At 54.2% G+C, this 15,693-nt stretch carries 15 protein-coding genes; 12 read left to right on the top strand and 3 right to left on the bottom strand.

Features of this window, described 5'->3' with window-relative positions; translation table 11 throughout:
* Positions 1–9 precede the first annotated feature (9 nt).
* The 11 genes from serS (at position 10) to FYJ64_RS09510 (ending at position 11,808) form a co-directional block, all read left to right on the top strand.
* A complete protein-coding gene (serS, locus tag FYJ64_RS09460; RefSeq protein ID WP_154574902.1) occupies positions 10–1,287 on the top strand; it encodes a serine--tRNA ligase in 1,278 nt (425 codons plus the stop codon).
* Positions 1,288–2,379 carry a putative NPN-dependent ornithine cyclodeaminase gene (locus FYJ64_RS09465; RefSeq protein WP_154574903.1) on the top strand — a complete coding sequence of 364 codons (1,092 nt, stop codon included), beginning with the start codon at positions 1,288–1,290 and terminating at the stop codon, positions 2,377–2,379. It abuts the gene before it with no gap.
* A gap of 35 nt (positions 2,380–2,414) precedes the next feature.
* The gene (gene cls / locus FYJ64_RS09470) at positions 2,415–3,953 is read left to right on the top strand and encodes a cardiolipin synthase (protein WP_154574904.1); all 1,539 of its coding nucleotides are present in this window, start codon (positions 2,415–2,417) and stop codon (positions 3,951–3,953) included.
* A 13-nt stretch (positions 3,954–3,966) separates the two neighbouring features.
* Complete coding sequence (locus FYJ64_RS09475) at positions 3,967–5,466, top strand: aminotransferase class I/II-fold pyridoxal phosphate-dependent enzyme (RefSeq protein ID WP_154574905.1); 1,500 nt, start codon at positions 3,967–3,969, stop codon at positions 5,464–5,466.
* Positions 5,467–5,706: 240 nt separating this feature from the next.
* Positions 5,707–7,023: an electron transport complex subunit RsxC gene (rsxC, locus tag FYJ64_RS09480; protein ID WP_154574906.1), complete on the top strand. Its 1,317-nt coding sequence runs from the start codon at positions 5,707–5,709 to the stop codon at positions 7,021–7,023.
* On the top strand, positions 7,023–8,030 hold the full coding sequence (locus FYJ64_RS09485; RefSeq protein WP_154574907.1) for an RnfABCDGE type electron transport complex subunit D: 1,008 nt from the start codon (positions 7,023–7,025) through the stop codon (positions 8,028–8,030). The genes rsxC and FYJ64_RS09485 overlap by 1 nt, the downstream gene beginning before the upstream one ends.
* The gene (locus FYJ64_RS09490; RefSeq protein WP_154574908.1) at positions 8,020–8,592 is read left to right on the top strand and encodes an FMN-binding protein; all 573 of its coding nucleotides are present in this window, start codon (positions 8,020–8,022) and stop codon (positions 8,590–8,592) included. Before FYJ64_RS09485 ends, FYJ64_RS09490 begins: the two co-directional genes overlap by 11 nt.
* Positions 8,592–9,290: an electron transport complex subunit RsxE gene (gene rsxE, locus FYJ64_RS09495; RefSeq protein WP_154574909.1), complete on the top strand. Its 699-nt coding sequence runs from the start codon at positions 8,592–8,594 to the stop codon at positions 9,288–9,290. The genes FYJ64_RS09490 and rsxE overlap by 1 nt, the downstream gene beginning before the upstream one ends.
* The gene (locus FYJ64_RS09500) at positions 9,284–9,865 is read left to right on the top strand and encodes an electron transport complex protein RnfA (protein WP_154574910.1); all 582 of its coding nucleotides are present in this window, start codon (positions 9,284–9,286) and stop codon (positions 9,863–9,865) included. Before rsxE ends, FYJ64_RS09500 begins: the two co-directional genes overlap by 7 nt.
* Positions 9,866–9,883: 18 nt before the next feature.
* A complete protein-coding gene (locus tag FYJ64_RS09505; RefSeq protein WP_154574911.1) occupies positions 9,884–11,011 on the top strand; it encodes an RnfABCDGE type electron transport complex subunit B in 1,128 nt (375 codons plus the stop codon).
* Positions 11,012–11,262: 251 nt separating this feature from the next.
* A complete protein-coding gene (locus FYJ64_RS09510; RefSeq protein WP_154574912.1) occupies positions 11,263–11,808 on the top strand; it encodes a DUF308 domain-containing protein in 546 nt (181 codons plus the stop codon).
* 65 nt (positions 11,809–11,873) lie between these two features.
* Here FYJ64_RS09510 and FYJ64_RS09515 read toward each other — a convergent pair whose 3' ends face one another.
* From FYJ64_RS09515 to FYJ64_RS09525, 3 genes are read right to left on the bottom strand one after another with little or no spacing between them, the layout of a single operon-like run.
* Positions 11,874–13,769, bottom strand: a complete 1,896-nt coding sequence (locus tag FYJ64_RS09515; RefSeq protein WP_154574913.1) for an aminopeptidase P family protein — start codon at positions 13,767–13,769, stop codon at positions 11,874–11,876.
* Positions 13,766–14,290 carry a Gx transporter family protein gene (locus FYJ64_RS09520; RefSeq protein ID WP_154574914.1) on the bottom strand — a complete coding sequence of 175 codons (525 nt, stop codon included), beginning with the start codon at positions 14,288–14,290 and terminating at the stop codon, positions 13,766–13,768. The genes FYJ64_RS09515 and FYJ64_RS09520 overlap by 4 nt, the downstream gene beginning before the upstream one ends.
* The gene (locus tag FYJ64_RS09525; RefSeq protein WP_154574915.1) at positions 14,274–14,642 is read right to left on the bottom strand and encodes a NusG domain II-containing protein; all 369 of its coding nucleotides are present in this window, start codon (positions 14,640–14,642) and stop codon (positions 14,274–14,276) included. The genes FYJ64_RS09520 and FYJ64_RS09525 overlap by 17 nt, the downstream gene beginning before the upstream one ends.
* Positions 14,643–14,674: 32 nt before the next feature.
* Between FYJ64_RS09525 and FYJ64_RS09530 the strand changes: the two genes are divergently transcribed.
* Positions 14,675–15,691: an FAD:protein FMN transferase gene (locus FYJ64_RS09530; protein WP_206045628.1), complete on the top strand. Its 1,017-nt coding sequence runs from the start codon at positions 14,675–14,677 to the stop codon at positions 15,689–15,691.
* Positions 15,692–15,693: the final 2 nt, after the last annotated feature.

The raw sequence follows: 15,693 nt of genomic DNA on the forward strand, positions 1-15,693 counted from the left end.
GAGAAAACGATGCTGGACATTAAAAAAATCAGAGAAGATTATGAAGGCGTAAAGGAACGCGTGGAATTTCGCGGAAAGGGCGATTTCGGGATCGCTGAGGTGAAGAGACTGGACGAGGAGCGGCGGAAACTTCTCGCAGAGGTCGAGACCATGAAACACAGGCAGAACACAGTGTCCCGGGAGATACCGAAACTGAAAAAGGCGGGAGAGGATACCACTTCGATTATGGCGGAAATGAAGGAACTCTCCGGCAGGATCAAGGAGATGAACGGAGAACTGTCGCAGATCGAGGATGAGTTGCGCAGCACGCTGTTGGGCGTGCCGAATACGCCGGCGGAAGGCGTGCCCTTTGGCAAGGACGACGCGGACAACGTGGAAATGCGCAAATGGGGCGAGCCAACATCCTTCGCTTTTGAGCCTAAGGCTCACTGGGATATCGGCGAGGAACTGGATATCCTGGATTTCGAGCGTGCGGCCAAAATTGCGGGTGCGCGTTTCACGGTGTACAAAGGACTGGGCGCCAGACTGGAGAGAGCGATCGCGTGTTTCATGCTGGATCTTCATACACTGGATCAGGACTATACGGAGATACTGCCGCCCTTTATGGTCAATCGGGCGGCCATGACAGGCACAGGACAGCTGCCGAAATTCGAGGAGGACATGTTCTACGTTCCTCAGAAGGATTTCTTTCTGATTCCCACCGCGGAGGTTCCGGTTACCAATCTGAGAAGCAATGAAATTCTGGATGAAGACGAGCTTCCTGTGCATTATACAGCATATACCCCCTGCTTCCGGGCAGAGGCGGGCTCCGCCGGAAGGGATACCCGGGGAATCATCCGTCAGCACCAGTTCAACAAAGTCGAGCTTGTCAAACTGTCGAAGCCTGAGGATTCCTGGGATGAGCTGGAATCGCTGACTGCGGATGCGGAAGAGGTGCTGAAGCAGCTGGGACTTCCGTATCATGTGGTGAAACTGAGCTCCGGCGATCTGGGTTTCTCCTCGGCGATGACCTATGACATTGAAGTGTGGATGCCGAGCTACGGCAGATATGTGGAAATTTCCTCCTGCTCCAATTTCCTGGATTTTCAGGCCAGAAGAGCCAATATCCGCTTCAGAAGAAAAGAAGGCGGCAAGCCGGAATTCGTTCATACACTGAACGGTTCCGGACTGGCAGTGGGCAGAACCACAGCGGCCGTTCTTGAGAATTTCCAGCAGGAAGACGGAAGCGTCGTGATTCCGGAAGTGCTGAGGAAATATATGGGCGGCGCGGAAAGGATCGAAAAATAAATGTTTAAATTACCGGATTATATTGAACCGGATTTCAGCGAGGAACGCTTTGTCTCCGCGCCCAACGCCCGTCTGGAGGCGGCGCCGGTGGACAAGGCGGCGCCCCGGAACTTCCATGCGATGTCTATCTTTCCGGAATACTTTAAAATCGAGGGGAAATGGTATCTGGCGGAGGAGAGCCGGATGGACTGTGTTCCGGTCTTTGAAAAGGGCAGAATTCATGTGCGGGAGTTCCGCAATCTGCGGCAGGGCGACATGGTGGTCACCGGACGCACAGAAAACTGCGAGGAAGGAATATACGTTCATGTCAACTGCTTTGACTGGGCGGTGAAGGCCAGTGCCGGCAGTTTCGCCTTCCGGCAGACCCGGAGCAGAGAGACCGCATTTTCCTATGATTATGAACGGCTCTGTGAGCTGCTGCGATATGAGAAGGAACATAACGGATACGTGGTCTGGGTCATGGGCCCGGCCTGCTCCTTCGATTCAGTCGCACGTGAATCCTTTGCGAAGCTTGTGGAAAACGGCTACGTACAGGCGCTGATGGCGGGAAATGCACTGGCGACTCACGATCTGGAGGGTGCGTATCTGGGAACGGCGCTGGGACAGGATATCCGTACACAGGTTCCTCATGAGAACGGCCATTACAACCATCTGGACACCATCAACAGAATCAACACCTGTGGTTCCATTGAACGCTTCATACAGGAGGAGCACATTGATTCCGGAATTATCCGTGCCTGCGTCAGCAACGGAGTCCCCTTTGTGCTCAACGGCTCTATCCGTGACGACGGGCCGCTTCCGGAAGTCTATGAGCATACCTATGTGGGGCAGGACGCAATCCGTTCCCACGTCCGGAAGGCCACCACGGTTATCGGAATGGCCACTGTGCTCCACACCATAGCGGTGGGTAATATGACGCCGACCTATCGGGTGCTTGCGGACGGTACAATCCGACCCGTGTACTTCTACACGATCGACACGTCGGAATTCGCCGTGAACAAGCTGGGGGACCGGGGCAGCCTGGCCGCCAAAGGGATTGTGACCAACGTTCAGGATTTCATGCATAACGTGATCCGCCTTCTGGAACTGTAGAGCAGGCGGAACGCCGTGCAGCGGAAAGGAAGTTTATGAGGACGGCTTTCGCGAAAGGCTTTAACAAAATATTCAACCGGCTGACCATTACAGTGGCGATCATCATCGTGCAGTGCGTCTATCTGGCAATCCTCTTTTTTCAGCTGACGCAGTACGCGAGCTGGATCGAAATCGGATTCCGCGTGCTGTCTGTCTTTGTCGCGGTGTACATCATATGGAGAGATTACAATCCGGCCTATAAAATAGGCTGGATCGTTTTGATTGCGATTCTGCCGGCGATGGGTGCGGTGCTCTATCTTCTGTTCGGGAACAAAAGACCCTCCCGCAGCCTCAAGAGGCGGCTGTATCCACTGGAAAAACTGCATCGTGAGGATCTGAAGCAGGAAGAGAACATCCGGATGACCGGCATCGACGAGCGGCTGCAGCGGACGGTGGAGTACGTGGCGGAGAAAGGCCCGTATCCGGCGTGGCTCCATACCGCCACCCGCTACTATGAAGTAGGCGACAAGCTGTTTGACGATATGCTGGAGGATTTGAAGAAGGCGGAGCACTATATTTTCCTGGAGTATTTCATCATCGAGAGGGGACGGCTCTGGGACCAGATCTTCGCGATACTGAAGGAAAAAGCGGCGGAGGGTCTGGATGTCCGGGTGATTTATGACGACATCGGCTCCATCAACAAGCTGCCGCGGCATTTCATCCGTGAACTGACCGCCAGCGGTATCAGGGTGCAGGCGTTCAATCCGATGCGGCCCTTTGTATCTCTGGTCTACAACAACAGAGACCACCGCAAGATCTGCGTCATCGACGGATATATCGGATACAACGGCGGCGCGAACATCGCGGACGAATACGCCAACATCATCGTCCGGTTCGGACACTGGAAGGACTCGGGAGTGCGTCTTTTCGGCGAAGCGGTATGGAATTACACCGTGATGTTCCTCAACATGTGGAATGCCTTTCGGCCGGAGGATGTGGAATATGATTTGTTCAGACCGCATGTGTGGCACCCGGAGGAATTTTCCTCTGACGGCATTGTGCAGCCGTTTTCCGATACGCCGCTGGATGATGAAAATCTGGGTGAGAACGTCTACCTGGAGATCGTGAACCAGGCCAGAGACTATGTGTTCATCTACACTCCGTACCTCGTTCCGGATAACGAGATGATCACGGCGCTGACGCTTGCGGCCAAGAGGGGTGTGGACGTGCGTCTTGTGACGCCGGGGATTCCGGACAAAAGGATGATCTACGATCTGACACGATCGCATTACAAAACACTTCTGGAGGCGGGAGTCCGCATTTACGAGTACACGCCGGGGTTCATTCACGCCAAGAGTTTTGTTAGCGATGACCGCATCGCCTGTGTTGGGACGATTAACATTGACTATCGGAGTCTGTATCTGCATTTCGAGTGCGGCACACTGCTCATTGACAACAGTTCCATCATGGATCTCCGCAGCGATGCAATCACCACGTTCGGCCGCAGTCACGAGATTACGCCGGACAATATGAAAACGCATTTCTTCGGGATGCTCGTGGCGGCGCTGCTGCGGGTGATCAGCCCGGTACTGTGAGGAAGGAAAACTTATGAGGAACAAAGAACAACTGACCGGTTTCCTGCTTGACCACGCGGCGCAGAGAACCGTGTCCTTCCATATGCCCGGACACAAGGGAAGCAATCTGTACCGCCGTTTCGGCTACGACGGATTTCTGGATCAGATGATGGACTGTGATATCACAGAGATTCCGGGAGCGGACAATCTGTTTCAGCCGGAGGGTGTTCTCCGGAACACCATGGATCGGTACCGGAACCTGTACGGCAGCCGGGAATCCTATCTGCTTGTCAACGGATCCAGCTGCGGCCTTGTCGCTGCGGTGATGGCCTCTGTTCCGGCCGGCGGGAGGCTGATACTGGCGCGTAACTGTCATAAGGCGGTATACAATGCGCTGTCGCTGGCCGGAGCGCAGCCGGTCTATGCGTTTCCCGAAATGCTGCCGGAATACGGAATTACCGGAGAGATCCGGCCTGAGGAAATCCGCCGCTGCATTGCAGCCGCGCCGGACGCATCGGCTGTGCTGATTCCCAGCCCGAATTATTACGGGATATGCAGCGACATTTCTTCCATTGCAGAGATCGTTCACGATGCAGGAATGACTCTAATCGTGGATCAGGCGCACGGAGCGCATCTGAAGTTCTTTGATGAAAACGGCAGAGCCGCCGGACGCTGTCTCATGGCTGCGGAAAATCTGGGAGCAGACATTGTCATCAACAGCATACACAAAACACTGGCGGCTTTCACGGAAGCGGCGCTCTGCAATGTGATGAGCGACAGGGTGGATTCTGACGAACTGGAAGACGCCCTGCAGAAGATGGAAAGCACCAGCCCCTCTTATCTGCTGATGGCGTCGCTGGATATCAATGCGGATCTGCTGGAAAAGCACGGCGCGGAATTGATAAAGGACTGGAAGAAGGAACTAGAGCTGTTTTATGACAGAGCAGCTTCCATTGACGGTCTGCAGGTCATGACTCATTCACGGCTGGATGACTCCAAAATCAACCTCGATATGAGCCGGCGGGGGCTGAACGGATATGAGCTTGAACATGAACTGCGGAAAAGGGGAATTCTGGCGGAGCTGATCACAGGGAACCTCGTGATGTGCATGAGCGGGATCGGAAACACGCGAAACGATTACGAACGGCTCTATGATGCGCTGCGGGAAATCGCGGAAGCCGGGAACGCCATCGCTTCCGCCAGCGGCAGGGCAGAACCCGGAAACGCCGTCGCACACCCCCGCGACGAAGACGAAGCAGAACGGCGGGACGAGATGGAGGGTGAAGCACCACCATGGCCGAATCAGTCCTTTGTTCTCCACCCCGTTCCTCACAAAAGAGCCAGAACGCCAATTGACGATGCGATAGGACGAGTCTGCGCTCAGGCGATTATCCCTTATCCTCCGGGAATCCCCGTGATCTGTCCCGGAGAGGAAATTACAGAAGAAATTGTTACATATGCGAAAACACTCCGTGCGCTGGGCCAGAATGTCATGGGAATAGACGGTGACGGCTGTGTCCTGGTGGGCATATGATAAGGCGGGCTTATCTTCTGCGCCGCAACTGATAAGGAAGCGTTCTGAGGCAGCCGCGCAGTCCTTGCAAACAAAGGGGTGTGGCGAAAGTGAACCAATTTTGTATAGGGATGTATTTTGTATTTTTTTGTGATGAAAATGTGTATTTTTTTAGTGCTTTTTGTCACTCATAGGTGTATAATGATACCCGTATGATTATAAGGAATAATTAAATTACTATTTAGAAAGGAAGGTTTCAATATGAGTTCTAATGCAAAGCATTTGCATAGCATCGATGCCGGTCATTACAAGAACACCGCCGGCTGTGAAACCGAAGTGATGCCGATTCCGGATATCGTCAAGATTTCGATGTCCCAGAACATCGGTGCGCCATGTAAGCCTCTCGTGAAAAAAGGCGATGAGGTCAAGGTGGGGCAGGTCATCGGTGACACTGATGCTTTTGTGAGTGTACCTGTTCATGCCAGTGTTTCAGGCACGGTTACCGGCATTGAAACACAGCGCAACGCCATGGGCGGAATGGATACTCTGGTGGTGATCGAGCCGGACAAGAAGCAGGAACTGTCCGAGGAGATTAAAGTCCCGGAGATCACGGACATGGACAGTTTTGTGGCTGCGGTCAGAGCCAGCGGTCTCGTCGGTCTGGGAGGTGCGTCCTTCCCGACACACATCAAGTTCAATCCCAAGAACAAAGATGAAGTGGATACCTTCATCATCAACGGCGCGGAGTGCGAGCCGTTCATCACGTCCGACCACAGGACGATGCTGGAGGATACTCAGAACGTTATCGACGGCGCGCTGGAGATCATGAAGTATCTGGAGACAAGCCAGGGCTACATCGCCATTGAGGAGAACAAGCCGGACGCTATCGCGCTGTTCGACAAGATGATCGCGGAACAGGGGATTACCAACCTGAAGACGTTCAAGCTGCAGGCCCGTTACCCCAAGGGTGCAGAGCGTGTTCTGATCTATGAGGTCACCGGTAAGGAATGTCCTGCAGGAGTTCTGCCGGCAGATCTGGGCGTAATCGTTTCCAACGTTACCTCCGTCGCTTTCTTCGGACAGTATCTGAAGGACGGCATTCCTCTCATCAAGAAGAGAATGACGGTGGACGGAGATGCGGTGAAAACGCCGAAGAACATCATCGCTCCTATTGGAACACTGATTCATGACGTCATCGGTTTCTGCGGCGGCTATAAAACTGCGCCGAAGAAGATTCTGATGGGCGGACCGATGATGGGAAGAGCGATCTTCTCAGACCAGATGCCGATCGTCAAGAATAATAACGCTATTCTTGCCTTCTCTGAGGAGCAGGCTTATATCCCGGAAGAAACCGCGTGCATCAACTGCGGAAGATGTCATCAGGCGTGCCCGTTCAATCTGCTTCCTACCGGACTGGCAGAAGCGTATGAAAATCATGACGCGCAGATGCTTTCCGATCTGCAGGTAATGCAGTGCATGGAATGCGGCAGCTGTTCCTTCGTATGTCCCGCGAGAAGACCGCTGGCCTTCATGAACAAGCTGGGCAAAGGTATTGTAAAGGAGGCTGGAATCAAGTAATGGATAAGAACTATTATAACAATCTGACGGTATCCTCCTCACCGCATCTGGTGACAACTCTGGATACACAGAAGACGATGCTGATGGTCCTCATCGCACTGGTGCCATCCTTCATCATGAGTATCGTCGTCTTCGGCGCCCGTTCGATCGCACTGACCGCGGTCTGCGCGATCTCAGCCGTATTCTTCGAGTGGGCGTACAATAAATTAATGAAGAAGCCTGATACAGTGAAGGATCTGAGCGCCTGCGTCACAGGGGTGATTCTGGCGATGAACCTTCCCTCCAGCTTCCCCTTCTGGATGGCGATTATCGGAACCTTTGTCTCCATCGTCATCGTGAAGTGTATGTTCGGCGGACTGGGCAGAAACATTGCGAACCCGGCTATCGTCGGCCGTATCGTTCTGCTTTTGTCCTTCACAACTCAGATGACCACCTGGCCGGTGACCCGCATGGACAACACCGACGCCACCACAGGTGCGACGGCTCTGGGAATCCTCAGTGAGGTTGCCAAAGGCAAGCAGGATGTGTCCACTCTTCCGGACAATCTGTCCCTGTTCCTGGGAACCTGCGGAGGCTCCATGGGTGAGGTCAGTGCGATCGCGATTCTCATCGGAGGCGCGTTCCTGATCTGGAAGAAGATCATCTCGCCGATTATTCCGGTGTCCTTCATCGCGACCGTCTTTGTGTTCTCGCTGATCTACTACGCGATTGTCGGAGGAGACTACAATGCGTTCAATATGGCGATTTTCCATGTATGTGCCGGCGGAGTCATGTTCGGAGCGTTCTTCTGCGCAACGGATTATGTGACGTCCCCGATCATGTCCAAGGGCAAGCTCATCTTCGGTATCGGCTGCGGCGTGGTCACTATGGTCATCCGTATCTGGTGTTCGTATCCGGAGGGCGTTTCCTTCGCGATTCTGTTCATGAACATGCTGACACCGCTGATCGACAGCAAGGTTATCCGGAACTACTACTGCAAGGGAGGTGCAAAGAAAGATGAAAAGTAACACATTTAAAGAATACATTGCACCGATCGTCGTACTGGTTTGTATCTGCCTCGTTATCACCGCGGCGCTGGCTGTGGTCTACGGCATCACCAAACCGATCATCGACACGAACTCCAGAGCAAAAGCAGACGCGACGAGAGGAGCGTTGCTCCCCGCGGCAGAAAAGCAGTTTGTCGAATACAAAGACAAGCTGGTCAGCCACAGCGGAGACGGCGTGGCTGTGACAGAATGCTACACAGCGAAGAACGAAAGCGGAATGGTATGCACTGTTGAGAGCAAATCCTTCGGCGGCACGCTGACCATGATGGTTGGCGTTGACAACAAAGGTGAGGTCACAGGCGTTGAGGTGACAAACCATTCAGATACGCCGGGACTGGGAACCAAGGACTTTGAACCGTCCTATCTGAAGCAGTATAAGGGTCTGACGAAACTGAATTCCACATCTGTCAAGGATGACGGTCAGATCAAATACATCAGCGGAGCTTCCGTATCCGGAAGTGCGGTTCACTACGGTGTATACGCTGCGCTTGAGCAATATAAGACCATGGGAGGTGTGAAGTAATGGAAAAGAAAAGCAGACTTGGCATCCTGACCAACGGTATTATCAAAGAAAACCCGGTACTCGTGCTGGTCCTCGGAACCTGTCCGACACTGGCCGTTACCACATCTGTAAGCAACGGCGTTGGAATGGGCGTTTCCGCGATGGCGGTTCTGATCTGCTCCAACATCGTAATCTCAATGCTGAGAAACATCATTCCGGACAAGGTAAGAATCCCGTGCTACATCGTAGTTATCGCCGGATTCGTAACAGTCGTCCAGCTGCTGCTGCAGGCCTATGTGCCGGCGCTGTATTCCTCACTGGGACTGTTCATACCTCTGATCGTAGTAAACTGCATCATCCTCGGCCGCGCCGAGATGTTCGCCAACAAAAACTCTGTTCTGGATTCCGCACTTGACGGAATCGGAATGGGCATCGGATTCACCTTCGCGCTGTTCCTGATGGGCTCCTTCCGTGAGATTCTGGGTTCCGGCACATGGCTGGGATTCCATGTACTGGACAAATTCATTCCGGGCATGGGAATTTTCAACCTGGCACCGGGCGGATTCTTCGCGTTTGCGGTCGTCATGGCGCTGGTGACCTACCTGGCAAAAGACAAGAGCAAGATCAGAAAAGACTTCGGTTGCGCGGGCTGCGCAATGGAGGGTCTCTGCTCGGATGAAAAAAAAGCAAATAGAGAGAAAGGAGAGGTGGCATGCTAGCAAATATCGGCGTAATCATTCTCAGCATGGTGCTGGTTAACAACTACCCACTGGCACAGTTCCTCGGTATCTGTCCTTTCCTGGGTGTTTCAAAGGAACTGGATTCGGCAAAGGGTATGGGAATCGCGGTAACCTTCGTCATGGTGCTGGCAACCGCGGCTACCTGGCCGATCATGCAGCTCCTGAACAAATTTGAGATCGGCTATCTGCAGACGATCGTATTCATTCTGGTCATCGCTGCACTGGTGCAGCTGGTGGAGATGTTCATGAAGAAGAGCATGCCGGCTCTGTACAAGTCCCTCGGCGTATTCCTTCCTCTGATCACGACGAACTGCGCTGTACTGGGCGTCTGTATCTCCGTCATCGATGATGGATACAACTACATTGAGGCTCTGGTCTGCGCGTTCGGCGCGGGAATCGGCTTCCTGGTTGCCATGATCATCTTTGCCGGCGTGAGAAGCAAACTGGTTGACCAGAGCAGAATGCCGGAATCGTTCAGAGGCGTTCCAATCACGTTAATTACTGCTGCGATCCTGTCCCTGAGCTTCATGGGCTTCCAGGGCATGGTATCTTAAAGATTGGAGGAGACCTGAATGGATTTGATAGTAATTGCAATCGTAGTGGTTGTAGCGATCGGTCTTGTGGCCGCCTGCATCCTGAGTTACGCATCGAAGGTATTCTATGTGCCTGTCGATGAGCGTGTATCCAAGCTGCGTGCGGAGCTGCCTGGCGCAAACTGCGGCGGCTGCGGGTTCGCCGGCTGCGATGACTATGCCAACGCGCTTGTTGAGGATCCGGAACTGTCCATCAACAAATGTCCTGTTGGCGGTGCGGCTGTTGCCGCGAAGCTGGGCGAAATTCTCGGAAAATCTGCTGAAGCGGGCGAAAAGCAGCTGGCTGTTGTGATGTGCAACGGCACCAGAGACGCCGTCAAGCCGCTCCTGGCCTATAATGACATCAAGACCTGCAAGGCCGCAAAGAACCTGTTCGGCGGCATGAACGCATGCCCCTTTGGATGTCTGGGTCTGGGTGACTGCGAGGCAGCCTGTGACTTCGACGCCATCCACATCTGCGACGGCGTAGCTGTCGTGAACAAAGATGCCTGCGTTGCCTGCGGCGCCTGTGCGAAGGCCTGCCCGAACTCGCTGATCCGGATTAGCCCTGCCAAAAATCTGGTCGTGGTCAAATGCCACAACACAGAGAAGGGCGGCGTGGCGCGTAAAGAGTGTTCCAACGCCTGTATCGGATGCATGAAGTGCCAGAAGGTTTGCAAATTCGACGCGATCACAGTGGAAAACAACCTGGCTTACATCGACCCGGAGAAGTGCAAGAACTGCGGCATGTGCGCCAAAGAGTGCCCCACCGGCGCGATTCACGACGAGCGTAAAAAGAAAGCCGCTCCGAAGAAGAGCCCTGAGGAAATCGAAGCTCTTAAGAAGGCCGTAGCCGCAAAGAAAGCCGCCGCGGCTGCGAAGAAAGAAGATGCTCCAGCCGACAGTACCGATGCGAAAGCCGACGACGCGAAAGAGAAGGCTGCCGATACGACGGCGAAGGCTGCCGACGTGAAAGCCGACGACACGAAGGCGGATTCTGCGAAGGAAAAGACTCCGGTCAAGGAGATCAAGGTTGAAACAACCGTTGAGAAGGCTGAGGAGAAAGCTCCGGAAACGGTCAAAGAAGTCGTGGACGAGTCCGCAGACATCGGCGACGAAAACGTTTAATTGATAACCTTCCTTATAACCGAAAGAAAAGGGGATGCGAAAACCGCCGCATCTCCTTTTTTAATGGTGCGTCGGGCGGCATGACACAAACTGGCACACACTTGACACAGACTAGTGCGCCCTGCGGCTTGCATTATCAGATATCTGTGGTATGATGAACACAAAAGGACAGTCGGAGCCTTACGCCTTGAACGCACTGCGCCGGACTGCTCCTTTGTTCACTGAGCGTCCCAGAACGACAGGAGGAAGAGATGTATAATAAATCGAGTTATATTGTATCTGCGATCTACATTCTGCTGGGTCTGACCCTGATTGTCAAACCGGACATCGTCGGTAATACTTTGTGTTATCTGCTGGCGCTGGCGGTCGGCGCCATGGGGATCATCTATATTCTCAGCTATATGATGACAACCGTGGAAAGCCGGGTTGTCGAAAACACGAACGGACTGGCCGGCGGAATTGTCATGATCATTCTGGCAATCTTCATCATAGCGAAAAAGGAGCTCGTTATCTCGCTGGTTCCGTTTCTGTTCGGATTGCTGATTACCGTCAAAGGGGTTCTGGGTATTCAGCACGCCATCAATATGAAACGTTTCAATGTAAAGAATTTCAAGGGAAGTCTGTTCGGCGCCATCGCAATTATGCTGTTCGGCCTGATTCTGATGATGTTCCCCTTCCATACCGTGAAGCTGTTTTTCGTCATAATCGGCGCAGGCCTTCTGGTCAGCGGCATTCTGGATATTCTTGCGAACATGACGATCTCTCATCAGCTGAACAAAGCGCGTAACGAGCAGTAGCAGCCGTAAGCGAGCATGCCCCTTCCCGGCTGCGCTGTGCACTCGCGTAGCCCCGCATAAGTAAGTTAGATTTCAGCGGTTTCCGCAGCCAGCCAGTCGGTAAGAGCGGGCGGAAGATGAGGGGACAGGACTTTGTATACCGTGGCGTGATAGTGGTTCAGCCAGGTGCGCTCGTCGGTCGTTAGCATTTCCGGCAGAATCGCGGCACGGTCGAAGGGACAGAGCGTCAGGGGCGTGAACCCAAAGGTTCCGTCTCCCATGTCTTCGCACAAAAGAAGGTTCTCCAGGCGAACGCCGAATTCCCCCTCGAGGTATACGCCGGGTTCGTCGGACGTAATCATTCCCGGCAGAATCGCCTGAGAGGAACCGCGTTTGCTGATGATGTTCGGACCTTCGTGACAGCTCAGCAGATGGCCTACGCCGTGCCCGGTTCCGTGATTGTAATCCAGACCCAGCGCCCGGATCGGACGGCGAGTGATTTCGTCCAGCGTCCGGCCGGTTGTTCCCGGCGCGAATCGCGCAGAGGCGAGAGCAATATGAGCCTGCAGGACAGCGGTGTAGCAGCGCTTCATCTTTGTTGTTAGAGGTCCCAGAGGAATTGTCCGGGTAATATCCGTGGTGCCGTCAGGATACTGGCCTCCGCTGTCCACCAGAAGAAATCCGGAGGGTGACAGAGTCGCATTAGTTTCCGGCGTCGGGGCGTAGTGGATTACAGCCCCGTTTTCGTTATAGCCTGCAATCGTGGGAAAACTCAGGTCGCGGGCGCCCTGCTCCCGGCGGAGGGCCTCCAGGCGGTCGGCGGCGTCGATTTCCGTCAGAGGCTTATTTCCGACCGTAGATTTCAGCCAGTAGAGGAAGCGGACCATCGCAAGACCGTCTTTCCGATGCGCCGCACGTTCACAGTCAATTTCCGTATTGTTTTTGATGGCCTTCATCAGGTCGATGGGTGAGGGAGCGTCAAGGATTTTTATGTTCCGGTGCAGGCTGCGGAACAAAGCGTAATTGGCCTGTTTCCCGTTCATCCATAGTGTTGTTCCCTGCGGAATCTGCGCGAGAGTGGAAGAGATAGCTTCGTAGCTGCGTATATGTGCGTCATGGAAACCGTCGGGCAGGACGCCGTCGTAAACAAAGAGCTGTACCCCGCCGGCCGTAGCCGGCCTGCCCGCATTGCTCGCCGACCCTGCCGGAGCCTCCGCATCGCTCGCCGGCTCGCCTGCGGCCGCCTTGTTCGCTGACTCTTCCTCAGACGCCTTGTCTGTCGACTCTTCGGGAGGCTCTGCATCGGATTCGCCGATAGTTCCCTCCGTCTCGGCGTCCAGCAGCGCGAAAGCGAAGAAAACCGGGTTGTTGGCGATGTCGCTTCCCCGCAGGTTCAGCAGCCAGGCGATCTCTTCCAGGCTGGTGAGCAGCAGGCGGTCCGCGCCCTTCCGCTTCATCTCGGCGCGGACCGCCCCGATTTTGTCCGCCCTGGTCCGGCCGGTCACGGAAAGGGGCAGCTCATAGACGGCGGCCGGAACTACGGGCGGGCGGTCAGACCAGACGGCGGCCGTCAGATCCTGATCCCATCGGATATCCACATCCAGCGCTTCATAGCGCAGACCGTCGGCACGGCTGATGACGCGGCCGTCAAAGCCCAGAACGAAGCGTCCGGATTTTCTTTTGTTCTCCAGGAATTCCAGAAGAGTAGGAACGCCGGGTTCGCCCGCTTTCATCAGAGTGATGCCGGAGCCCGCAAGCTGGCGCCCGGCCTGCAGAAAATAGCGGCCGTCAGTCCAAAGAAGGGCTTCCTGCAGTCCTACCAGAAGGGTTCCGGCGGAGCCGGTGAATCCGGAAAGGAACTGACGGCAGCGGAAATGGGCGTTGACGTATTCAGTGCCGTGGAAGTCTGTGGAAGGGACGATGTACCAGTCTATACAATGCGCTTTCATTTGTGCCCGGAGGGCGGTGATGGATTCTCTCATGAAATGCCTCCTTTAAACAGCTGTGAGGGGAGCTTGCGGTTGATGATATATGCGATGACGCCGATGCCGATGCCCGCGGCGATGCCGGAGAACACAAGAACCGGGAAGTAGACGAACATTCTGGCGTTGGTGACAACCAGAGCGGCCACCAGCAGCTGTCCGAAATTGTGAGAAACGCCGCCGGCCATGCTGACGCCGATCATGGAGAACTTTCCGGTGCGCTGCAGGAGCGCCATGACCAATAGACTGATCATTCCTCCCGCCAGAGAATAAAGCATGGCGAAGAGACCGGAGAACATCAGTCCGGCCAGCAGGATGCGGATCAGATCGATCATCAGCGCATAGCGGACGTCCATACGGTACAGGGCGATGAGAATCACCAGATTGGCAAGTCCCAGTTTAACGCCGGGAATCCCCAGATTATAAGGAATCAGAACCTCTACGTAGGTGAAGATCAGTGCCAGAGTCGCGAACATGGCGCTGAGCGTCAGGCGGCGGGTTCGTTCAGTTCGAGACTGCATCGTAGCCATCACCTCCCTTGATTTCAATAACGACACGATTGGGCAGACAGACGATGCTCTGGTTCGTCCGGCTGATGGAACTGTGCTCTACGCAGAGCTGATTTTTACAGTCCGAGTATGTCATTTGCACGTGGCCGTTTTTTATGCTAAACTTGTTTGTGTGTCCGTTCTGCCGGATCGTTACGGACTGGTTGCGGCTGAGGCTGTACCTCCCGTACTCGTGCCCGTTGACGGTTACGACAGCGGTCTGCCCGTGGACGCTTCCGGACAGACTGACCCAAGACAGGGCCAGACCGATGGCGACCAGCAGGATCAGAAGAATGAAATCCGCTTTTGTTAATACTTTAAACATAGATACTGTCAATACTCCTGAGGGGAATGTTTATGAAAAAATTCGTTTCGATGGCGGCGGTCGTCGTGCTCGCCGCCCTTTTGATTATACCACAGACCGGGTGCGGGTCCAATACTGAGCCGGTATCGAAAGAGAGCTTCTATTTCGATACCACCTGCAAGATCAGTATCTATGACATGAAGGATATGAGCGAGAAAAAGGCGAACGTCGCCATAGACAAGGCGTTTAAGCAATGCGCGCGGTATGAGAACCTTCTGAGCAAGACCAAGAAGGGCAGCGACATCTACAAAATCAATCACGCCGGAGGCAAGACCGTCAAATGCGACCCCATCACCGTCGAGGTGATAAAAAAAGGAATCCGCTACGGAAAAATGACCGGCGGAAAGTTCGACATCACCATCGGAAAAGCAGAGGATCTCTGGGATTTCCACGGATCGAACCAGAAACCGCCCGATGCGGGGAAACTTGCCGAGGCGATGAAATACGTGGATTACAGACAGATTCACGTCAGAGGCAATACGGTGACCATGGGAACCACAAAAGGCGAGATCGATCTGGGAGGAATCGCCAAGGGCTATATCGCTGATCGGGTCAGTGAATACCTGCGGAAACTGGGCGTGACCAGCGCCATCATCAGTCTCGGCGGGAACATCGAGTGTGTCGGGGACAAGGCGGGGTCCGACTTCAATATCGGCATCGAAAAGCCCTATTCCGACCAGAGTGAGATCGTCGGGGCAACGCCGCTGTCTGACGGGACGATTGTGACTTCAGGTGTCTACGAAAGATACTTTGAATATAAAGGGAAGAAATACCATCACATTCTCAACAGCAAGACAGGGATGCCCGTAGAGACGGATGTTACAGGGGTGAGCATCCGATCGATAAAGGGACATTCCGCGGACTGCGATGCGCTTTCCACAACGTGCCTGATTCTGGGGAAGGAAAAGGGGAAGAAGCTGATTGAAGGCATGGATGGCTACGAGGCCCTGTTCATCCTTTCGGATGACAAAATCGTTAAAACAAAGGGATTTGAGTTTAAGGAGGAGTAACA

The sequence above is a fragment of the Hornefia butyriciproducens genome, from assembly GCF_009695915.1.
Classification (GTDB): Bacteria; Bacillota; Clostridia; order Peptostreptococcales; family Anaerovoracaceae; genus Aminicella; species Aminicella butyriciproducens.